The sequence below is a fragment of the Cylindrospermopsis sp. CR12 genome (assembly GCF_001432185.1).
GTDB classification, from domain to species: Bacteria; Cyanobacteriota; Cyanobacteriia; order Cyanobacteriales; family Nostocaceae; genus Raphidiopsis; species Raphidiopsis raciborskii.
The window spans coordinates 24,989-46,477 of record NZ_LMVE01000052.1 but is presented as its reverse complement, the minus strand read 5'-3'; the positions used below and the strand labels follow the sequence as shown (position 1 = coordinate 46,477).

The window sequence follows — 21,489 nt, the reverse complement described above, 5'->3', positions numbered from 1 at the left end:
ATGGATGATTTAACCGCAAATTCAAAATCTCCCTCCGGAGGAGGAATACCTGTAATTCAATACTGGGTAGAAAAAACCCTCACCCCCCAAGGACCTAAATTATGGCAAACCCTGAATCATAAAAGTGCCTGTTTATCCTGCGCCTGGGGAACTGGTGGACAAAAAGGCGGATTTGTTAATGAGTCGGGAGAATACTTACAACGTTGTGCTAAAAGTGTAGAGGCGATCGCTGCTGAATTGCAACCGGGAATCAAACTAGAATTTTTTGAGCAGTACACTATTAACGAATTACAACAACTTACTTCCCAACAATGCGACAAATTGGGTAGATTAACCTATCCACTTATTCTCAGATCTGGAGCATCCCACTATCAACCTATCAGCTGGTCAGAGGTTTATCAAATTGCTCGAAAATCTTTCAGTATCACACCACAGAGAATTGCCAGTTACAGCTCTGGGCGTTCTTCTAACGAAGCAGCTTACCTGTTGCAATTATTCATGCGATCGCTGGGGAGTAATAATTTAGCTGACTGTTCAGATTTGTGTCACGCTCCTTCAACCGTGGGGTTAAAGCAAGTTTTTGGTTCTGGCACTTCCATGGTCAGTTTAGAGAGCTTAAAACACAGTGACTGCATAGTTTTAGTTGGATCTAATGCGCCTGCTAATCATCCAAGATTAATGAACGAGTTAATCAAATTACGGGACAGGGGAGGTAAGATAATTATTATCAATCCCCAGATAGAAGTTGGCTTGGTCAAATTTGGTTCTCCTGCTTTTCCCATCAAATTACTACTCACTGGTGGTTCGGATATATCAACTTTATATTTACAGCCTATTCCTGGTAGTGATGTTGCCCTATTTGTTGGTTTGCAAAAATCCCTAATTGAGCAAAATTTAATTCAAAATAACTACCTACAATCTCACACAAAAAATTGGCAAGAAATCCTAGATTATGCCCAACACACATCTTGGGAAGAAATTACTAAAACCTGCGGATTATCTCAGGAAGAAATTAGTGCAGCAGCTTATTTAATTGGTAAATCAAAAAACGTAGTTTTTGCCTGGGCAATGGGTATAACCCAACATAAGAACGCAGTCGAGAACATATTCAGCATTGCAAATACTGCCTTGATGACAGGTAATGCTGGTAAAATCGGAGCGGGAACAATGCCCATTCGGGGCCATTCCAATGTTCAAGGATTTGGCTCTATGGGTGTAACTGTAAACTTGCGGGAAGAAGTTAGGGAAGCACTATCCCAATTGCTGGGAAAACCCCTCAATAATACCCCTGGCTATCATACCCGTGATTTAATCACAGCAGCAGAAAAAGGTCGGGTAGATACCCTGTTTTGTTTGGGAGGCAATTTATATGCAGCTAATCCAGATTTACAACAGGCTAAAAAGGCATTATCTGAAATAGAAACTATATTTTATGTGGGGACAAAACCCAATCTAGGACATTTTCATGGATTGGCAAAGGTTAAGACCCTAATCTTACCAGTTTTTAACAGATTTGAAAATCCCCACCAGACCACTACGGAATCGGGAAACAATTTTGTGCGATTAAATGATGCAGGTAGAACACATCTATCTTCCCGGGAGTCTGATTTAATTTCAGAAGTAGAGTTAATTACAGAAATTGCCCATATTTCCCATCAAGAAGGTCCAATCAATTGGCGTAAATTGCAAGATCCAATCTATATCAGAGAACTTATCGCCAAAACCATTCCCGGTTATCAAAAAATTGGGCAGATTGACCAAACTCAAGAAGAATTTACCATTGATGGGCGAGTCTTTTCAGAACCAAAATTTAATACTCCCGATGGTAAAGCACAAATGTTTGTCACAACCCTACCACAATTATCTTTACCAAATAAATCCTATTTTGGAGTTCCAGAAAATCATCCGGGAACTGTTTTAATACTGGGAACTGGACGCAGTTATGGTCAGCATAATACCGTGGTATATCGTGATGAAGATAAGTATAGAAATATGCCCCATCGCCATTGTATTTTGATGAATGCTGAGGATATTGCCGCAGCAGGATTCAAAGAAAATGATCGGGTCACAGTTAAAGGTAATGCGGGGGAACTAAATAGCATTGAAGTTATTTGTGGTAGAATTCGTCAAGGCGTGGCATTTATGTTTTATCCAGAGGCAAATCTGTTATTTAAAGCAGAAATTGATATAAATAGCGGTACACCTGCATATAAAAGAGTGCCTGTGCTAGTTTATGGTGCTTATCGCTCTTAACAGATGGCTACGTCTACACGTAAGGTAAAATCAGGTAATAGTTAAGAAAAGATAAAATACCCTTGCTATCAGACCAAAGTTTGTAGTTTTATAAAGTATAATTAACAAAAAGATAAACTAACCTAGGTAATAAAAACCGCCCTATGATGGCTAATATTGCCTGGAAATGGGTGATTGGCAATTATTTTATGGGATATCTAAATCCCATGAAAAGGGGCAATATACCCACGTAAACAGTTAGTAAATAAAAGCTCAAATTCCCAGTTGTAGAGGCAAAGACGTGGGTCATTACCAACCTGCTCAATTAAAGCAGTACAATCCAGAAGCGATCGCAAGTTATTATCGTTACCGTCCCTGGTTAGCTTTAGCAAGACTGTTGAGAATCCTATTTTCTTTTGCGGTCTTTATATTCAGCCTTCAGTGGGATGAATGGCGAAATCAGGTTGAGCAAAATAGGGGAAAAAGAGCCACCCAGTTGCGAAAACTGTTAACCAACCTAGGTCCAACATTCATCAAAGTTGGTCAAGCTCTATCCACTCGACCAGACTTAATCCGTAAGGACTTTTTGGAGGAACTGGTAAAACTGCAAGACCAGTTACCACCGTTTGACCACGATATAGCCCTAAGTATTATAGAAACTGAGCTCAATAGGTCCATTGATGAGATATTTACCAAACTATCACCCCAACCAGTAGCAGCAGCTAGTTTGGGTCAGGTATATAGGGGAACTTTAGTGACAGGTGAAGAAATCGCTGTAAAAGTACAACGCCCTAACCTGAGACCAATCATCACAAAAGACCTGTACTTAATGCGATGGGCAGCTACTTGGTTAAGTCCCTGGTTACCTCTCAATCTTGGTCATGACCTAACACTAATTGTGGATGAATTTGGCACCAAATTATTTGAAGAAATAGACTACATGAATGAAGGGCGTAATGCAGAGAAATTCGCCCACAATTTTCGCAACAACCCCCAGGTAAAAGTACCAGTTATTTACTGGAGTTATAGTAGTCATCGAGTTTTAACCCTGGAATGGATCAATGGTTATAAACTCACGGATACCGAAAGGATTCGTCAAGCTGGTTTAAATCCTGAAGGTATGATTCAAATTGGGGTTACTTCTGGTTTACAACAGCTATTAGAATATGGCTTTTTCCATGCGGATCCCCATCCGGGTAATTTGTTTGCGGTGGATGATGGTCGCATGGCTTACATTGACTTTGGCATGATGGATCAGTTGGAGGAAACTACTAAGGAAACTTTAGTGGATGCGCTGGTGCATCTTGTGAATAAGGATTACGCCGATCTAGCGGAAGATTTTGTCAGTTTGGGTTTTTTAGCCCCCGGGACAAATATTAGTCCTATTATTCCAGCGTTAGAAGCGGTTTTAGGGAATGCCATTGGTAAGAATGTTGGGGATTTTAACTTTAAAACTATCACCGATGAATTTTCGGAATTAATGTATGATTACCCCTTCCGAGTTCCTGCCAAATTTGCTTTGATTATTCGCTCCCTGGTAACCCAGGAAGGGATTGCGTTGAGTCTTAACCGCAATTTTAAAATTGTGGAGGTTGGCTATCCATACATAGCACGTCGTCTACTCACTGGTGAATCACCTGCGTTAAGAAGACGGTTATTGAACGTGCTATTTAAAAATGGTAAGTTCCAATGGCAAAGGTTGGAAAATTTGATTTCCATTGCTCGTACAGATGGGGAGTTTGATATGGTTCCCACGGCGAAAATGGGTTTACAGTATTTACTTTCTGAAGAGGGTAAATTCTTGCGTCGTCAATTGGTTTTAGCGTTGACTGAAGACGACCGTTTGCATACTGATGAGGTACAAAGATTATGGGAGTTAGTCAAAGATGATTTACCCCCCAATCGTTTACTCAACGTAGCTCTCAATATGTTGACCGAGTTCTCTCGGGAAAGTGTAGCAGCTATTTTACCCAGAGCAGGTTCTTTTCTTTCCTCTGTTATAGCTGAATAATAGCCTATTTTGTTTTTGTTGGTTAGTTTTTTAAAATCAGGAGTTTTCATGTATTACTATCCTCTTCAACCACCTTATATTTTACTACTGGTAGGTTTTCTGGCCGCATTAACTTCTGGTTTTGCTTTGTCTGGTACCTTAAAGGTAATTGTGCAGAAGTGGCCAGCTAATCAGATAGAACCCATTAAATCATCCGGTTCTTTAAAACAATTGTTATTGCCATTTATAGGAATTACAGGGGGCGTTTGTTTATTTATGTCTTCTGGATTGGAAATATTTGGTTTTCCCTCCCCCCTCGCTTTGGGTATAGGTCTACCATTGAGTCTGGCAACTTGTTTGTTTGTCTGGTTCCAACTGGGTAGTTTACTAGAGTTTGTTAGTAATCGTGGGATGCAATCTCTTGATTTAGATTCTTGGTCTTGAAGGTAAGTAGGGAGGCACAATTATTTGTAGGATGGCTTAGTGGTAGGGTAACCCGTGGGGGCGTTGGGTTTCGTTCCTCAACCCAACCTACGTTCATCTTATGTTTAATTCCACTCACCCACTTACTCAAGAATCTTTGTTAAATCTCTCTTCTTAAAGTAGAGAGATTTGATAATTTTTATTTATATAAATGAGGTAAAAATAATGCAAATCATTCAATTATCAGCACTGTCTGATAACTATATATTTCTCCTATACGATTCATATCATAATATTGCTGCTGTTGTCGATCCCGCTCAACCAGAACCGGTTATGGAAAAACTTACAGAATTACAATGCAATTTGGTCGCTATTTTTAATACCCATCATCATCATGACCATGTGGGAGGTAATCAGAAATTAATTGAAAAATTTCCCCAGGTGACCATATATGCTGGTATTCAAGACCGAGGAAGAATTCCTGGACAGCAGGTGTTCCTACAAGCAAATGATATTGTTAAATTTGGCGATCGCCAGGCAATAGTATTATTTATACCTGGTCATACTCGTGCTCATATTGCCTATTATTTCCCCCCTGTCACACCCGGTGACACAGGAGAGTTATTTTGTGGTGACACTCTTTTTGCTGGTGGTTGTGGTCGTCTATTTGAAGGTACACCAGCACAAATGGTGGAGTCTTTGACTCAACTGAGAGCTTTACCTGATAACACCCGGGTTTGGTGCGCCCATGAGTACACCTGGAATAACCTACGCTTTGCGCTAACAGTAGATAGTGAAAACCAAGAATTACAAAAACGTTTGACAGAAGTAACAGCTCTTCGTCAACTTCAGCAACCTACAGTTCCCTCTCTCCTGGGTACAGAAAAATTAACAAATCCCTTTTTACGTTGGGATCAACCCTCATTACAATTAGCTGTCAACAGTAGTGACCCCATACAAACCTTCGCTAAAATTCGGGGAATGAAAGATAAATACTAAAGCAAGGACATTTTTCCTAAACACTGCTTTCTCCATTGAGCATCCCTTTTTCTGTTGGTGGGAATTTCTAAAACCCTAATTCCCTGACTGGGCAAAATTCTCAATCTTTCTTCTAACTGATGCCAAGAACTAATTAGTTCATAGTCAACACCATAGGTAACACACAAATCGGCAAAGTTAATATTTTGGGGGGTGGCAAAAAAATCTTCAAAGGGCGGATCAAAATTGGCAATGGGCAACATTTCAAAAATACCACCACCATTATTATTGATTAACACGATGGTCAAATGTCCTAGGAACTTATTTCTGAGCAAAAAACCATTGGTGTCATGTAATAGAGCTAGGTCTCCTGTGAGCATTACACCACCAAGACTTGTGTGATGTTGATGGACTATTCCCAAAGCGGTGGAAAGACTACCGTCAATACCATTAGCACCTCGATTAAAGTAGGGTTTGATTCTTAAACTGTTGGGTTTCCAAAAGAATTCTACATCCCGTACTGGCATACTATTAGCAATAAATAATGGAGTGTTTTCTGGGAGTAGCTGAGAAATCAACCAAGCAGCTTTACTTTCGGTTAACTCTTCAGTTTTTAAAAACATATCATCAATATTTTTTCTCACTGCTGCTTCCATGGCACACCATTGTTGTAAATACTGTTGTGAACATAAACTCGCCATGCTATGCCACACTCCCCCAAAGTCTAAATCCTCTACAGATATTTTCAGGTGTACCGTTTTTCCATGCAGGGGGTCTATATTTTCAAAAGAATTATCAATGACAAAACGCTGAGCATTGACATCCACTAACCAATGGCGTAATTCTTTGCTAGTGGGCATTTCCCCAATTTGAATTATTATTTGTGGAGTTAATTCCTGACGCAGTTGTGGATTACGTAAAATCAGATCGTATGTGGAAATTAAATAAGGACATAAATCCGCGTAATTCCTCACCGGAGAAAGTCCTTCTGCGAGAACTGGCCATTGTAAGGTTCGAGAAAGACAAGAAATGGCCTGACAATATTTTTCCGGGTCTTGAGGTTGTGCTACTCCTGCAATAATAATACCCCGTTCATATTTTTTCCATTCTAAGGGTAATGGGTAATTGACAGTTGGTAAGGGGGTGGGAATGATTCCCCTGAAAAATTCTTCTGTGTCCAATATAAAATCAGTTCCATCAGCAACTGGTGCAAGAGGATCACGAAAGGGTATATTCAAGTGTACAACTCCTCCCCTAGGAAACTGACAACGTTTCCAAGCATGAATTATGGTTTGTCGCAAATAACCTAACATTTGTATTTCAGCAAGGGGAGTTGCTAACTCCGTTTGCCAATTGGGATAATTACCATATAATTTGACCTGGTCAATAGTTTGTCCAGAATGACAATCTCGTAATTCTGGTGGTCTATCAGCAGTTAGGAGTAACAGGGGTACACAACTTTCCTTGGCTTCGATTACTGCAGGGTAAAAATTTGCCCCCGCTGTTCCAGAAGTGCACACTAGCACTACGGGTTTTCTCGTAGCTTTCGCCCTTCCCAGGGCAAAAAAAGCCCCTGAACGTTCGTCCAGAATTGGCATAGGTTCAATATCTGATCCTTCTTGACAAAATGCCAAAGTTAAGGGAGTGGAACGGGAACCAGGACATAAAACAGCAAAATCTAACCCCAAATGCTTTAGGGTGGAGACTACCACATAGGACCACAACTGATTGACATTTTTAAAAACCAAGTGCATTAAAGGAATTCTAGAACCGGAAGATTTTTATGGACTGTATTAATTTAACAGGTATTCGCAGTTATGGCTATATTGGGTACTTACCAGAAGAAAAGATTTTAGGACAATGGTTTGAGGTGGATTTAAAATTGTGGATGGATCTTTCCCAAGCTGCGGTTACTGATAATATACATCATACTGTGGACTACCGCAGTGTGATTGATTTGGTACAAAATTTGGTAAAAGCGTCTAGTTTTGATTTGTTGGAGCGTTTAGCGGGAGCTATTGCTCATGAGATTCTTGAGTACAATGATATGATTAGTCAGGTGCAAGTTACGGTTATTAAACCTACAGCACCTATTCCTGACTTTAGTGGTAGAATCAGCGTACAAATTACTAAGTGTAAGGACGAAAAAGGATTATAAATGACTATTCAAACCCTCTATGAAAAAGACTTTCATCTTTGGATAGAACAAACTATCAATTCCCTTCAAAATGGAGACCTAACCAACCTAGACCGAGAAAACTTAATCGAAGAAATCAAATCCATGGGGAATAGTGAAAAACGGGAAACGTTCAGTCGTTTGAAAATATTAGTCTTGCACCTATTAAAATGGAAATATCAGCCCCAAAAAAGAACTTCTAGCTGGTTGAATACTATTGATGAACAAAGAGAACAATTGGAATTAATTCTGAAAGATAGTCCCAGTTTAAAACCTTACTTGCAAACAATTTTGTCCAATTGTTATCAAAAAGCTGTTCGGGCCACTGTTAATGAAACTAATCTTTCCCATAACACTTTTCCCTGTGAATGTCCCTTTACCCCAGAACAAATCCTAGATGCTGACTATTTTCCCAATTAAGTAGGGAGGCACAATTATTTGTAGGATGGGTTAGTGGTGGCTTAACCCATGCAGGTGTTGGGTTTCATACTTCAACCCAACCTACGTTCATATTATGTTTAATTCCACCCACCCAATTAAAAGGTGACCCCAGCTATTCCTTCTGGTCTAGGACAAAATTCACCAGCTTACCGGGAACAACAATGACCTTTTTGACTTCTTTCCCCTCAATATAACGTTTTGCCACCTCTGATTCCCGCGCATATTTTTCCAAGGCCATTTTATCTATTTGGGAAGGAACTTGAATTGCACCACGGGTTTTCCCCATAATTTGAATTACTAGGGTAATTTCATCAGCTATCAAAGCTCCTGGGTCAAAACTTGGCCAACCTTGCTGATGTACTGAACCCTTATTCCCCAGTGAACTCCATAACTCATCAGCAATATGGGGTGCAAAAGGAGCTAACATAATCACTAAATTTTTAATCCCTTCTGCATAAATTGGTGAATTATGACATTTTCCATCAGTGAGAGCATTGCTCAATTTCATGAGTTCTGAAATTGCTGTGTTAAACTGATATTCGTCTTCTACATCTTCCGTAATTGCTTTAATAGCTAAGTGAGTTGTCCTTCTTAAATCTTTCTCTTCCTTTGTCAATTTCTCTAAATCAACTTTTTTTCCACAGACTCCCATATTGGCATAATCATTCACCAATCTCCAAACACGATTTAAAAATCGAAATTGTCCTTCAACATCAGCTTCATCCCATTCCAAATCTTTCTCAGGTGGTGCTTTGAATAAAATAAACATCCGCGCTGTGTCAACACCATACTTAGAAATTACGTCTTCTGGTGCTACCCCATTACCTTTTGATTTAGACATGGTTGCATAAACACGTTGTAAAGGTTCCCTTGTTTGAGGATCCACAGGATGATTAGCATCAACTAAATGGGAAGGAACCCATTTGTCTTTACCACTTTTGTTGGGGTTCATATATGTTAAACCCTGTACCATTCCCTGGGTTAATAACCTTTGAAATGGTTCATCAAAATTCAATAAACCCCTATCTCTTAACACCTTGGTGAAGAAACGAGAATACAACAAATGCAAAATGGCATGCTCAATACCACCCACATATTGATCCACTGGCATCCAATCATTTACCCGACTGCTATCAAAAATTTGTTGAGCATTTTTGGCATCAGTATAACGTAAGAAATACCAAGAAGAATCGATAAAAGTATCCATAGTGTCCGTCTCTCTTTTGGCTGGAGTACCACAATTAGGACAGGGTACATTCAACCAACTTTCTAACTGAGCTAAGGGCGATCCACCACGACCGGTAAATTCCACTTCTTCTGGTAATTCTACGGGTAAATCCGCTTCTGGTACTGGAACCATACCACATTCAGGACAATGAATCACTGGAATAGGCGCACCCCAATAACGTTGACGAGAAATTAACCAATCTCGTAGGCGATATTGAACTTTCTGGCTACCAAAACCCTGCTCTTGAGCATATTCAATAATTGCCTTTTTGCCGTCTGCTGAATTCATGCCATTAAACTGACCGGAGTTAACTAAAACTCCCCCTTCTGTATAGGCTTTAGTTAGGGTTTCCTGATTACCAATTTCTGGTACAATTACTACCTTAATCTCTAAATTTTGCTCCCGGGCAAATTTGAAATCCCGTGCATCATGAGCAGGTACACCCATCACCGCACCAGTCCCATACTCATAAAGTACGTAGTCGGCAATCCAGATGGGTACTTCCTGTTGGGTGAAAGGGTTGATAGCCTTCCCACCAGTAGGAATACCCCGCTTAGGTTTGTCCTCTGCAGTCCTTTCTAACTCACTTTGACTACTTACTTCTGCAATAAACGCTTCCACCGCTGCTTTTTGTTCCGCATTGGTTACCATTTTAGTTAAGGGGTGCTCGGGAGCTAATACAATATAACTCACTCCATAAACCGTATCGGGACGAGTGGTATAAACACCAATTTTTTCCCTTAACCCCACAATAGGAAATTCTAAATATGCACCTGTAGATTTGCCAATCCAGTTGGCCTGCATTATCTTTACCCGTTCGGGCCAACCGGGTAAATGTTCTAGATCATTTAATAGTTCCTCCGCATAGGCTGTAATTTTGAGAAACCATTGACGCAACATCTTACGTTCTACGATCGCACCACTACGCCAAGATCTTCCTTCAGCATCTACTTGTTCATTAGCTAATACAGTTTGGTCTATAGGATCCCAATTAACAGCCGCCTCTTTTTGATAGGCTAAACCAGCTGCTAAAAATTGCAGAAAAATCCATTGTGTCCAGCGATAATAATCGGATGAGCAAGTAGCAACTTCAGCTTCCCAGTCTAAGGATAAACCCAGACGTTTTAATTGTTGTCTCATCTGGTCAATATTTTGGTATGTCCACTTCGCTGGAGGAACACCCCTATCAATAGCTGCATTTTCTGCTGGCAATCCAAAGGCATCCCAACCCATTGGATGTAATACACGATACCCTTGCATTCTTTTCAGGCGAGCGATCACATCTGTAATCGTGTAGTTACGCACATGACCCATATGCAAGCTACCTGAAGGGTAGGGGAACATAGAAAGGGCGTAGAATTTTGGTTGGTTTTTGTCTTGAGGTGTTTTATCCAAACCTAGTTCTGACCATAACTGTTGCCATTTTTCTTCAATTGCTGCTGGGTCGTATAATGTTTTGGACTCCACAAATAAAACTCCTAATGTTTTTTTTCGCTATTGTGGCATAATCCAGACTTGTGCAATTTTACAGCTAATCAAAAGGATTAAAATTGATTAACCATCCCATCGGTCAATTCTGGTAAGCCAGAAAGCACGATTGTATCATAGCTTCCGGCAAAGCTACCGAAAGATGAAAGAAAATATCGTGCATATCTTAACACTAATTACTGTTGATTAGCTTTTAAGCTTACTATAAACATAACGACTAAAACTGCCCTCATTTAAATTGTTCCAAGCATAAACTCGATCCCTAAAAGGCTTCCACTCGTCATAAATGGCCTTGAAATCCGCATCTTTGGCAGCAAATTCATCATACAGGGCAAAAGATTCTTTTTCCGCAACTGCTAAAATCTCCTGACTGTAAGCACGAACCTCCGTACCACCCTTTAACAATCTTTCTAGTGCTTGATTATTTTTGGCATCGTAACGAGCCAACATTGTTAGGTTGGATTGATATGCTGCGGTTTCTAAAGCTGCTTGATATTGAGGTGGTAATTTCTTCCACTCATCTAAATTAATTTGCACTTCTAAAGTTGGACCTGGTTCCCACCAACCGGGATAATAGTAATACTTAGCAACTTTATTTAAACCCAACTTCTCGTCGTCGTAGGGTCCTACCCACTCAGCAGCATCAATAGCACCAGTTTGTAATGCCTGAAATATCTCCCCCCCAGGAACATTTTGTACTGTCACCCCCAGTTTAGCCATTACCTGTCCACCTAAACCAGGAATACGCATTTTCAATCCTTTTAGATCATTAATGGTTTTGATTTCTCGGCGAAACCACCCCCCCATCTGTGTACCTGTGTTACCAGCAGGAAATTGAATGACATTGAATTTACGGGCGTAAAGCTCTTGTAATTTAGCTAGACCGCCACCTTCGTATAACCAGGCATTTTGCTGTTGTGCATTCAATCCAAAAGGTACTGATGTACCAAAAGCTAGGGCTGGGGTTTTGCCAATATAGTAGTAGGATCCCGTATGTCCTGACTGTACCGCACCCTGGGAAACCACATTCAACACTTCCAAACCAGGAGCTATGTCTCCAGCGGGACGAGGTTCTATGATAAATTTCCCATTAGTAAGGGCTTTTACCCTATCAGCTAAAACCTGTGCTCCACCAAAAATAATTTCTAAGGACAAAGGCCAACTGGTGGCCATTTGCCACTTTACCGTTGGTAGTTTATCTGTATTAAATCCACTTGCTTCTTGGTTTTGAGCTTTTTGACAACCTCCAACAATTGCTACCCCTGTAGCGCCAATGGCACTTTGAGATAATCTCGTAACAAGGTCTCGACGTTTCATAAATAAAACCTGACTTGGATAATTTTTAAAAAGTATTTGCCATTGAGCTGAAAATACCACCACACTCTACCATATTGTTTAGGGAAAAAATATGAATAATTAAAAATAAGTATAAAGAAGTATAACGAAATTTCTATAATATCTTCTATCAGTCCTAGTTTAGTGTAGTGTGGGGAAATTATTTGTGAGTGAAATCATGATGCACGAATCCAGAAAATGGCTATTTATTAGCAGATTATTAAGGATTTCCGAGTTTATTGATAAATATACGGATAAATTGGGATGGTTTTGCAATTGGCTGGTTTTAATCACCATTGGAGTGGGTTTTTTTAACGTGTTTGCTCGCTATTTAGGACGCTTTTTAGGAGTACAATTATCTTCGAACGCGCTTTTAGAACTGCAATGGTATTTATTTTCTATGACATTTTTACTTGGCTTTGCCTATATTTTACGTCATGGAGACAATGTTCGAGTAGATTTTTTGTATACTAATATGAATGAGAAGAAAAGAGCATTGATTGATTTTTGGGGAACAGTATTATTTTTAATTCCCTTCTGTTTAATTGGTATTTGGGTCACATTTAATCCGGTCTTACAGTCCTGGGGGAGATTAAGTGATGGTAATTGGGGAAGTTGGGAAGTTTCTTCCGATGCTAATGGGTTACCTCGCGCACCCATTAAAACTATGCTTCCCCTGGGATTATTGTTTCTCCTTTTACAGAGTATTTCTCAAGCCATTAAATATTTGGCCATACTCCTAGGCTATGAACAGGTATCAGAAAAAGTTCGACTAGAAACTTCAGAAAATATCAAAATTGAATAGTCAATCTTCAATAATTCTTAAAGTGTTAGTAATTTATCAGGTGATTTATGGGTTTTGAATGGTTATCTATTTTGATGTTTCTGGGCTTTTTTATAATTTTAATGACTGGATACCCGGTTGCCTTTTCCTTTGCAGGAACAGCAGTTGTTTTTGGTATCATTGGTATGACAGTCGGAGCTTTTAACCCTGCACGTTTGTTATCATTGCCAAATATTTGGTTTGGCACCATGTCCAATTTCACCCTCCTGGCTATTCCCTTTTTTGTGTTTCTAGGTGCTATTTTAGAAAAGTCAGGTTTAGCCGAGGAATTATTAGAAACTGTAGGTATTTTATTCAGTCGTATACGAGGTGGTTTAGCCCTAGCAGTTGTCTTAGTAGGAACTATTCTAGCAGCGACGACAGGAGTTGTAGCTGCTACAGTAATTGTCATGGGAATGTTATCCTTACCGGTGATGATTCGCTATGGTTATGATAAGAAACTAGCTGCTGGAGTAATTATTGCATCGGGTACTTTGGCCCAGCTAATTCCCCCCAGTTTAGTACTCGTAATTCTCAGTGACCAAATTGGTGTGTCGGTAGGAGATTTATTTTTAGGGGCTTTAATTCCAGGTTTAATGTTATCTGGTTCTTATATTCTCTATATTCTGGCACTAGCTTTTTTTCAGCCAGACAAAGTTCCGAATATTCCTGCTAATGTGGAAATTCTTACAGGTACTAAGTTACTCAAAAAAGTCATCAAGGCTGTTATCCCCCCAATTTTATTGATTTTTGCTGTTTTAGGGAGTATTTTCTTTGGCATTGCTACGCCTACAGAAGCTGGTGCTGTTGGTGCTGTTGGTGCTTCTTTGCTGGCCGCTTTCAATAAACGGTTAACACCTCAATTAGTTCGTGATTCTGCTCACTCCACGGCAGTTATTACCGCTTTAGTGGTGATGATTTTATTTGCTTCATCCATGTTTAGTTTAGTATTTGATGCTCTGGGGGGTAAAACTTTAATTACTGAACTTTTGACAGGTTTACCCGGAGGTTATTGGGGATTTTTAATTGTCAGTAACTTGGCAATTTTTGCCCTGGGAGTTTTTCTGGAGTTCATGGAAATTTGCTTTATTGCCATGCCTTTATTTGTACCTGCAGCTCAAGCTTTAAATATTGATATGGTATGGTTTGGTGTGGTGATGGCAATTAATTTACAAACGGCCTTTATTTCTCCACCTGTGGGATTTTCTTTGTTTTATCTACAAAGTGTTGCACCTAAAGAAGTTAGCACTTTTGATATTCACAAAAGTGCTATTCCTTTTATGGTCTTACAGTTTATTGTGTTGTTAATTGTCATTATTTTCCCCCAGACAGTACGTTGGTTAATTGACATTTCTGCTGTTTGATTTCCATTTGATTTAATAGAGTGATCTAGATTTCTTACAGGAAACCCCTGATCACCCTACTACCATACCTTCCCCAACTAAGTAGGGAGGCACAATTATTTGTAGGACGTGGTGTTGGGTTTCATACTTCAACCCAACCTACGTTGATCTTATATCTAATTCCACTCACCCACTTAGAAGAATTCCATCTCATTTACATTTACTAACTCATATAATTTATCCTCAAATTTTTGACTGCAATTTGACCAATCAAATTGTAAAATTGAGGGGCGAGCTTGCCTAGACAATTGATTTTTAAGATCGGGATTTTGCAGGATTGTTACTATTTTGTCGGCAAAATCTTTGGGATTATTAGGTTGTGCAAGTAGTCCATTATAACCAATAATTACTTGTTCAGCAGTAGAGGGAGCCATAACTGCTACTACTGGTGTTCCAGAAGCTAAAGCTTCGTTATTAGTAGTGCAGAAGTTTTCTGTAACTGACGGGTTAATAAAAACATCTGCTCTAGCAAACCATCCTAAAAGTTCTGTGCCATGAGATTCACCCCAAATTGTCACACCATCAGCAAATTTTTGGGCGCGATGGCGAATTTCTTGATCTAAGGGACCACTACCAACTATGACTAAATGTACATCGGGAATTTTAGCTGCAATTAAGGGATAGGCTTCTAAAATTTGAGTCACATTCTTTTCAGCAGTGATCCGTCCTACAAATAAAATAGTTGGTCTTTTATCATTGGGGATTGGGTCATGACAAATGTTACGAGGATGAAATTTTTCACAGTTAATTCCCTGGTAAGGGACATATTCACATCTTTGGCATTGCAGTTTTTGGTACTTTTTCAGTTGCTCTCTAGAAGGAAATATGTTGAGGGTATATTGATCGCTAAATTGTCTGACTAGTAGAGGAATTATCGGACTCGTTAGTCTGAATAAAATGTCGCCTAAATAGTATTTAATATAGGCAACTATATCCGTGTGAAAAACGGAGATAATAGGGGTTTTAGTACGTTTGGCATAGTCAACTCCTACTGCTCTACCATAACCTTGTAGAAAAATAGAATATAGCCCTCTCATCTGGGCTGCTTCCTCCACAACAATAATATCAGGTTGAAAGTTTTCTAAAAGTTTAGTATCGTTCCAATGACGATAATTTAAAGGTTGTGGTAGGGATTTATAAAAAATTAGTGGTTGGGTAGGAAAAGCATAGGAAGAGAAGTTAGAAAAAATTTGCAGTTCTGATAATCCTAACATGGGACGATTGCCAACTTGTTGACTATATTGCTTATTAATTTGTGGATGAATCAGAAAAACTTCATGTCCTTGTTCTAGTAACCAATGAACGCGCTGGTGTACAGCAACAGATACTCCCGTTAAAAAAGGAGCATATAAACCGGTGAATAAGGCAATACGCAAGGGTTTCTTTTCCATGTTCAATTCCTCTGTTTGGGTAAGAAAGTTGAATTAATTAGGATTTACGCATTGACAGACCTCAGTTAATCCAGCGGATAATTAACACAATTACCCAACAAGGATACTAGAAATAAGAAAATCAATAAAATTAGAGAGACATTTTTGGATCGGTCGGTTGATCTAACCATTGATAAGGATGATATGCAACTAAGTTAATATTTCCCTTATCATTGATTTTATAAGTGATTCCACGCCAGGTTAGGGTTGATGTGGATATGGAAGATAGGATTGCTAAACCATAAACTAACTGGGTTAAAGGAATGGCAATCAACATTTTAATAATGGTGGTTAGTGAAATTTCAGTAATTGGTTGTTGCTGCTGATAAATTATTTTTTCAACCCTCCTCTGTGTGACTAAAATCAGCAGGAGCAGTCCCAGGATATAAAGGCTATAGGATTGCAGTAAAGACAATACTTTTTCTCCTTCAGTTACTAGTAACATTCCTAGAGTTAATAAAAGTGTCAGCCCAGGAAAAACTATGCTAGAAACAGCTTCACAGATTAATGCTAACCACTTGGGGTGATAAAGTCGAGAACAAAGTATTAGACGTTGTAGAGAGGGAAGTAACTCAGATAAGTTAATTTCTTCTCGGTTGATAATTAGCGCAGAAGGAATAAATTTAATTTTCCATCCCTGTTTTTGGAGGATTTTATGCATTGGTATGTCATCACCAAGTACTTGTCCCCACTTCTCTATTAGTTGGGTTTCTTGAATAACGCTTTTTTTGATTGCTAAACTACCACCCCAAGGAATTTGAAACAGAAACATTTGTATGACGGTAGAAATATTCCCTGTGTAACGTACTAGGGAACCCCAATATTTTCCTGTGGGTACATACCACCGGTTTCCTGTGGTTACTCCTGTTGTTCCATCCATCAGCGGAATGACCAATTCTTTTAACCAGTTACTATGAACTATGGTGTCAGCATCTACTAATGCCACTACCTGATATGATTCATCTAAATCTGAAACCCCCTGTATTAAAGCACTACATTTAAGACTACAGTTATGACGCACTGTCTTCAAAATGCTAACTTCAATATTTTTTGCCCCTGTTTCATTGATTACTTCTTGAACAATTTTAAACGCTGGATCTTCCCTACTATCTATAATTAACTTCAGGTCATACTCGGGATAGTTTTGATTCAATAGCGATCGCACGCAGTGAGGTAAAAAAGGATCAGCCCCACGTAAACATAAAATTACTGCCGTTTTTGGTAGTTCACTATCCGATGGTTGTTTGTAGGTTTCTAGATACCATAAAAATATTAGAGTTAAACCTACTTGAATGATTAACCAAACCATCAGGGACTCAGATAAAAATTTAGTCAGGTCTGACATGATTAGGTTACCACTTAGTACCGGTGATAAAAGGAAAAAAATTAGAATTCGTCATTTACTATCCCCACATCCCCATGACTATTTATTACTTAGGGATCTAAAGAATATTTCATAGTAATATCAATGGTGGTATTCTGGGTCATTTTAAAACTAGCGCGACGAAATTTTGGCATACCAGTTCGCATGGAAACTATGGGATCTCGAGAAATACCAAATCCTTCTGTGGGAATGCCAAAAAAGTCCTTGTTCAGTTTTCTATCTCCATTTTGATCGTCCATTACTGCTACTGCATAGGTTCCCGGTTTTAATCCAGAGAATACGGTTTTTACAGAACTACCAGTAATTTTTGTACAGCCACTTTTCACTTCACTAGAACCATTCGTAAGGAAGCCAACTTCTGAGTTATAAACTCTTAGACAAATATCACCAGTTTTGTTAAGTATTCCGTTCACTATTACGGTCAGTTCTGTGGTTGATGGGGTTGATACTGGAGGATTTATTTGCAATATTGTTCCAGGTGTTGCTCCTACTGGATGAGGAAAACTCAAACTTAATAGGGTGGTTACCAGTAAATGAGAAATTCTGAAAATCTTAGACATTGTTGAAATAAACTCCTGAATGATATTAGTTAGTTAACTGCTTGAATCCTTATTTAATAAGTTTTTGAATATCAGTTGTCTGTAACCATTGATGGGTATTATTCATACCTACTTCCAGACTAATTTTTGGTTGATAGTTCAATATACTCCTAGCCTTAGCAATTGAATAAGAATATGGACGGCTCATAAAATCAACAGATTCTGGGAGAATATCCACCTTCTTTCTAAACAATTTTTGTCCCTGATTACGTACCTTTAAAAATAACCTCATTTCTTCTTTAGGAAGAGACATAGGAATAGGTAAACCTTCCATAGCTGCTAGGTGGGTAAAATATTCTTTCCATGAAGTATTTTCCCCATCTGTAATATTAAAAACTTCTCCATAGGTTTGTTGTGCCATTGCTAAAAATATGGCATCAATTAAGTTATCAACATATAGGTGATTCATCACTCCCTTACCATCATTGGGATAGGCAAATAACTTTTGTCTCATCATCAGGACTGGGCGAACAATCCAAGGAACACTACCTGGTCCATACACATCTCCTGCACGAATAATAGTCACCCCAAAATCCGGAGGTGAGTTAAGTTTTAAAATCTCTATTTCTGCTTCTATTTTAGTTTGACAATAAGGATTATTATCCCCAGATAATGTTTCCGTTTCTGCCACATTAGGGGTGTAATTGAATCCATAAACTAAAGCACTGGAAAGGTGTATAAATGTTTTCACTTTTGCCTGCTTTGCTGCTTGGGCAATATTACAAGTTCCCCCAACATTAATTTCTCGGAACTTTTTTATGTCTCCCCCCTCCTCCGTCAGTTGACTAGTATGTAAAACTATATCTACTCCCTGGCAAACTTTTGTAGCTATCCCTGGATCATTAATGCTACCAATTATAATCTCTACTCCCAATTTTTCCAAACTTTCACCTGAAGTTTTATCTAAAAATGGGTCAGCTTGTAAAGCTCTTACCTTCAAACCCTGACCTACTGCTAATTCTGCTGCACGGGAGCCAATAAATTCATCTGTACCTGTAATGAGAATGGTTTTGTTATTGAGATTCATCATATTGATCTGGTAGGATTTAATATTATGGGAGTTAGGAGAATTATTGGAAATTAAATTTTCCAAATCAGTTAGTCATAAGTTAGAAAATATCCGCAGGGTCAGCAGATCGGAGTTTGTTAATTGCCAATGCTCCTGATGTCATGGAAATTAACACTGTAGAAATTAAAACAATTATGGCATTATTAGAGGTCATGAGAATTGGTAATTGGGTAGCTTTCATTGCAAAATCATATAGACCCACAGAAATTAAAAATCCAGGTATATATGCTAGTAATGCCAATATCAGGGCTTGTTGAAAAACCACATTCAATAAATAACCATTAGCGTAGCCAATGGCTTTTAATGTGGCATAGGCGATAAATTGGGTGGCAATATTACTATAGAGAATCTGATAGACAATCACCACACCTACTACCGAAGCCATAGTTAACATCAAATTGAGAATAAATCCAATGGGTGTTCTTGCTGCCCAATATTGCTTTTCAAAATCAATGAATTGTTGTTTGGTAAAAATCTGCACATCATTGGGTAAATTAACCCGTAAGTTTTTTAAAACTTGATTTGGGTCAGCTTCTGGTTTTAGTTTAATAATACCAACATCTATTTTTTCAGAAGGACGAAGTAGGGGATTAATTCTCACGAAGGTGGAGTCACTAACAATCAAGTTACCATCTACCCCAAAAGAGGGACCTAAACTAAATAACCCCCCCACTCTAACTCGATAGCCCTGCAGAGAATCAAAAGAGAAAATCTCAATTGTCTGTTCTGTTTTCCCTTGATCAAATCTTTTAGCGATCGGACCAAATTCCGGGCGAGAATCTCTGTCAAATAACATCATATCAGGAATTTTTAGTTTATCCAGATTCTCTTCAACCTCTGGAATATTCATTAGAGATTTTGCCGGATCAAATCCAATTACATAAATTGAGTATTTTTCTCCAGTTTCTGGGTTTTTTAACTTGGCAAATTGTAAATACATGGGATTGACTGATTCTACACCATTAAATCCCAAAGTTTGGTATAAACGACTGCGAGAAAAACTTTGATTTGAGGTCAAAGATTTATATTGGGAACTGACTATAAATAAATCTCCCTTGAGATTTTGATGTACTGCTGTTGCACTGGAATATAGTGCATCTTGAAAACCCAGTTGAATGAACATTAAAAGTACGATAAAAGCAATCCCAGCTATAGCTACAACAAAACGTAGTTTTTGCTGGGCTAACTGTAGCCACGCTAAAGGAATTTTTAGATTCATAAACTAAATTTCAATGGCAACATCTACCTGTAAATTGGTTAGTCGATATACTTTTTGGCTATCATCTGGAGAATCAATGACTAATCTAACATGAACAATTCTCCGATCTGTATCTGAACTTGGGTTAATACTAAAGATGCTTTGTTTGTCAACTTGCCAACCAATCTCTTTCACTGTTGCTCGTATTTTATCAGAAAATGCTCCACTGGTAATAACCGCTTTTTGTCCAATTTTCACTTTTTGAATATCGGTCTGATAAACTTCAGCGATGACATTCATTGGCGAAGTTTTTCCTAGCTCTGCAAATCCAGAAATACCTATAATTTCCCCATTTTTGGCATGAATTTTTAAAATTCTGGCATCTATGGGTGATTTAATATAAGTTAAATCATGATCTGCTTTTGCCTGCTGAATAGCAGTTTCTGCACTCTCAACCTCGCTCTGTGCTAAAGCTACATCTACATTTCTTACCTCTTTAATACTGTCTAGTCTGGCTTTAGCTTCTTGAATTTGATTCTCTAAAGTATTCTTACTGCTTTGTAGTGTGGCTTTAGCTTCCATTAACTTTTGTTGTGATGTCTTCAATTGTAGCAGTTTGGTATCTAAAATGGCAGCAGAAATTGCCCCATCTTGGTATAGTTTTTGATAGCGATCACTCTCTTTGGTAGCATTCTCCACTTCAGCTTGAATACGATTTATTGTCGCTGTTTGTGTGGTCACTTCACCTTCTAACTGTGAGTATAATCTGGTCACCACTGCTTTTTGAGAATTCACATCTCCTACTTTTGCTCCCGCTTTAACTTGCGCTAGTCTTGATTTAACAATTAATAATTTATTGAATGCCTGTTTGACTGCAGCCTTTGATCGTTCATAATTCTCTAGATATGCTAAAGTTTCCCCAGCTTGTACTTGCTTACCCTCTTCCACTAATAGCTTTTCTACACGTACACCATTAATAGAATTGGGAGCAGATAAATAGGTAATTTCTCCTTGTGGTTGTAGTCTCCCCAAAGCGGTGACATAAAATTTCACTTTGGGTGCTTTTTGGGTTTTTACTGGGGAAGAGTTGATAGGAAAATTGGGTTTTAGTTTTAACTGAGAAAAGCTAGAGAAAGATGCTAAACCAGCAGCTATAGCAAGGGAAGCAGCAATAATTATTTTCCACTTCTTAGCAGCATGTATTAATAATTGATTTTGTTTGCTCGTTACCATACTTGCTCCTGTTCTTTTCTACTTAGGTGTAATTCAATCTTTTCACAAACTCCTAATAA

The 21,489-nt window shown here is 38.6% G+C and carries 17 protein-coding genes; 8 read left to right on the top strand and 9 right to left on the bottom strand.

Translation table 11 applies throughout. The features are described 5' to 3' along the window. From ASL19_RS07520 to gloB, 4 genes are all read left to right on the top strand, one after another. The gene (locus tag ASL19_RS07520) at window positions 1-2,253 is read left to right on the top strand and encodes an FdhF/YdeP family oxidoreductase (RefSeq protein WP_057177873.1); all 2,253 of its coding nucleotides are present in this window, start codon (window positions 1-3) and stop codon (window positions 2,251-2,253) included. Window positions 2,254-2,533: 280 nt separating this feature from the next. Next, on the top strand, window positions 2,534-4,243 hold the full coding sequence (locus ASL19_RS07515; RefSeq protein ID WP_057177860.1) for an AarF/ABC1/UbiB kinase family protein: 1,710 nt from the start codon (window positions 2,534-2,536) through the stop codon (window positions 4,241-4,243). A 48-nt stretch (window positions 4,244-4,291) separates the two neighbouring features. After that, window positions 4,292-4,666, top strand: coding sequence for a hypothetical protein (locus tag ASL19_RS07510; protein ID WP_006277756.1), 375 nt, complete (start codon window positions 4,292-4,294; stop codon window positions 4,664-4,666). 204 nt (window positions 4,667-4,870) lie between these two features. Then, a complete protein-coding gene (gloB, locus tag ASL19_RS07505; protein ID WP_057177859.1) occupies window positions 4,871-5,644 on the top strand; it encodes a hydroxyacylglutathione hydrolase in 774 nt (257 codons plus the stop codon). Here the strand turns inward: gloB and menD are convergent. Then, window positions 5,641-7,377, bottom strand: coding sequence for a 2-succinyl-5-enolpyruvyl-6-hydroxy-3-cyclohexene-1-carboxylic-acid synthase (menD, locus tag ASL19_RS07500; protein WP_057177858.1), 1,737 nt, complete (start codon window positions 7,375-7,377; stop codon window positions 5,641-5,643). The genes gloB and menD overlap by 4 nt on opposite strands. A gap of 29 nt (window positions 7,378-7,406) precedes the next feature. Between menD and folB the strand changes: the two genes are divergently transcribed. Together folB and ASL19_RS07490 are read left to right on the top strand one after the other, a co-directional pair. Beyond that, window positions 7,407-7,781, top strand: coding sequence for a dihydroneopterin aldolase (gene folB / locus ASL19_RS07495; protein ID WP_057177857.1), 375 nt, complete (start codon window positions 7,407-7,409; stop codon window positions 7,779-7,781). Continuing rightward, window positions 7,782-8,219: a DUF29 domain-containing protein gene (locus ASL19_RS07490; RefSeq protein WP_057177856.1), complete on the top strand. Its 438-nt coding sequence runs from the start codon at window positions 7,782-7,784 to the stop codon at window positions 8,217-8,219. A 133-nt stretch (window positions 8,220-8,352) separates the two neighbouring features. On the opposite strand, the gene leuS is transcribed toward ASL19_RS07490, so the two are convergent. Both leuS and ASL19_RS07480 read right to left on the bottom strand, forming a co-directional pair. Further along, the gene (gene leuS / locus ASL19_RS07485; protein WP_057177855.1) at window positions 8,353-10,935 is read right to left on the bottom strand and encodes a leucine--tRNA ligase; all 2,583 of its coding nucleotides are present in this window, start codon (window positions 10,933-10,935) and stop codon (window positions 8,353-8,355) included. 207 nt (window positions 10,936-11,142) lie between these two features. Next, complete coding sequence (locus ASL19_RS07480; protein WP_057177872.1) at window positions 11,143-12,273, bottom strand: TRAP transporter substrate-binding protein; 1,131 nt, start codon at window positions 12,271-12,273, stop codon at window positions 11,143-11,145. A gap of 196 nt (window positions 12,274-12,469) precedes the next feature. Between ASL19_RS07480 and ASL19_RS07475 the strand changes: the two genes are divergently transcribed. Further along, on the top strand, window positions 12,470-13,096 hold the full coding sequence (locus tag ASL19_RS07475) for a TRAP transporter small permease subunit (RefSeq protein ID WP_082604665.1): 627 nt from the start codon (window positions 12,470-12,472) through the stop codon (window positions 13,094-13,096). A gap of 47 nt (window positions 13,097-13,143) precedes the next feature. Continuing rightward, on the top strand, window positions 13,144-14,478 hold the full coding sequence (locus ASL19_RS07470) for a TRAP transporter large permease subunit (protein WP_057177853.1): 1,335 nt from the start codon (window positions 13,144-13,146) through the stop codon (window positions 14,476-14,478). Window positions 14,479-14,651: 173 nt separating this feature from the next. Here ASL19_RS07470 and ASL19_RS07465 read toward each other — a convergent pair whose 3' ends face one another. From ASL19_RS07465 to ASL19_RS07440, 6 genes are all read right to left on the bottom strand, one after another. After that, window positions 14,652-15,908 (bottom strand): glycosyltransferase family 4 protein, encoded by a 1,257-nt coding sequence (locus tag ASL19_RS07465; protein ID WP_057177852.1) that lies wholly within the window; start codon window positions 15,906-15,908, stop codon window positions 14,652-14,654. 130 nt (window positions 15,909-16,038) lie between these two features. Beyond that, entirely contained in the window at window positions 16,039-17,292 is a 1,254-nt protein-coding gene (locus tag ASL19_RS07460) for a glycosyltransferase family 2 protein (protein ID WP_057177851.1), read from the bottom strand. 89 nt (window positions 17,293-17,381) lie between these two features. Then, window positions 17,382-17,891: a DUF2141 domain-containing protein gene (locus ASL19_RS07455; RefSeq protein ID WP_057177850.1), complete on the bottom strand. Its 510-nt coding sequence runs from the start codon at window positions 17,889-17,891 to the stop codon at window positions 17,382-17,384. 49 nt (window positions 17,892-17,940) lie between these two features. Beyond that, window positions 17,941-18,957: an NAD(P)-dependent oxidoreductase gene (locus ASL19_RS07450; RefSeq protein WP_057177871.1), complete on the bottom strand. Its 1,017-nt coding sequence runs from the start codon at window positions 18,955-18,957 to the stop codon at window positions 17,941-17,943. Window positions 18,958-19,039: 82 nt separating this feature from the next. After that, complete coding sequence (devC, locus tag ASL19_RS07445; protein ID WP_006277769.1) at window positions 19,040-20,218, bottom strand: ABC transporter permease DevC; 1,179 nt, start codon at window positions 20,216-20,218, stop codon at window positions 19,040-19,042. A 3-nt stretch (window positions 20,219-20,221) separates the two neighbouring features. Beyond that, entirely contained in the window at window positions 20,222-21,430 is a 1,209-nt protein-coding gene (locus tag ASL19_RS07440) for an ABC exporter membrane fusion protein (protein WP_006277770.1), read from the bottom strand. Window positions 21,431-21,489 lie beyond the last annotated feature (59 nt).

Bases quoted from the DNA above. Each gene is read 5' to 3' on its own strand.
- ASL19_RS07465 (WP_057177852.1), bottom strand. From the start codon at position 15,908: ATGGAAAAGAAACCCTTGCGTATTGCCTTATTCACCGGTTTATATGCT.
- ASL19_RS07490 (WP_057177856.1), top strand. From the start codon at position 7,782: ATGACTATTCAAACCCTCTATGAAAAAGACTTTCATCTTTGGATAGAA.
- menD (WP_057177858.1), bottom strand. From the start codon at position 7,377: ATGCACTTGGTTTTTAAAAATGTCAATCAGTTGTGGTCCTATGTGGTA.
- folB (WP_057177857.1), top strand. From the start codon at position 7,407: ATGGACTGTATTAATTTAACAGGTATTCGCAGTTATGGCTATATTGGG.
- ASL19_RS07470 (WP_057177853.1), top strand. From the start codon at position 13,144: ATGGGTTTTGAATGGTTATCTATTTTGATGTTTCTGGGCTTTTTTATA.
- ASL19_RS07455 (WP_057177850.1), bottom strand. From the start codon at position 17,891: ATGTCTAAGATTTTCAGAATTTCTCATTTACTGGTAACCACCCTATTA.
- ASL19_RS07520 (WP_057177873.1), top strand. From the start codon at position 1: ATGGATGATTTAACCGCAAATTCAAAATCTCCCTCCGGAGGAGGAATA.
- ASL19_RS07510 (WP_006277756.1), top strand. From the start codon at position 4,292: ATGTATTACTATCCTCTTCAACCACCTTATATTTTACTACTGGTAGGT.
- ASL19_RS07475 (WP_082604665.1), top strand. From the start codon at position 12,470: ATGATGCACGAATCCAGAAAATGGCTATTTATTAGCAGATTATTAAGG.
- ASL19_RS07480 (WP_057177872.1), bottom strand. From the start codon at position 12,273: ATGAAACGTCGAGACCTTGTTACGAGATTATCTCAAAGTGCCATTGGC.
- ASL19_RS07450 (WP_057177871.1), bottom strand. From the start codon at position 18,957: ATGAATCTCAATAACAAAACCATTCTCATTACAGGTACAGATGAATTT.
- ASL19_RS07440 (WP_006277770.1), bottom strand. From the start codon at position 21,430: ATGGTAACGAGCAAACAAAATCAATTATTAATACATGCTGCTAAGAAG.
- devC (WP_006277769.1), bottom strand. From the start codon at position 20,218: ATGAATCTAAAAATTCCTTTAGCGTGGCTACAGTTAGCCCAGCAAAAA.
- gloB (WP_057177859.1), top strand. From the start codon at position 4,871: ATGCAAATCATTCAATTATCAGCACTGTCTGATAACTATATATTTCTC.
- ASL19_RS07460 (WP_057177851.1), bottom strand. From the start codon at position 17,292: ATGTCAGACCTGACTAAATTTTTATCTGAGTCCCTGATGGTTTGGTTA.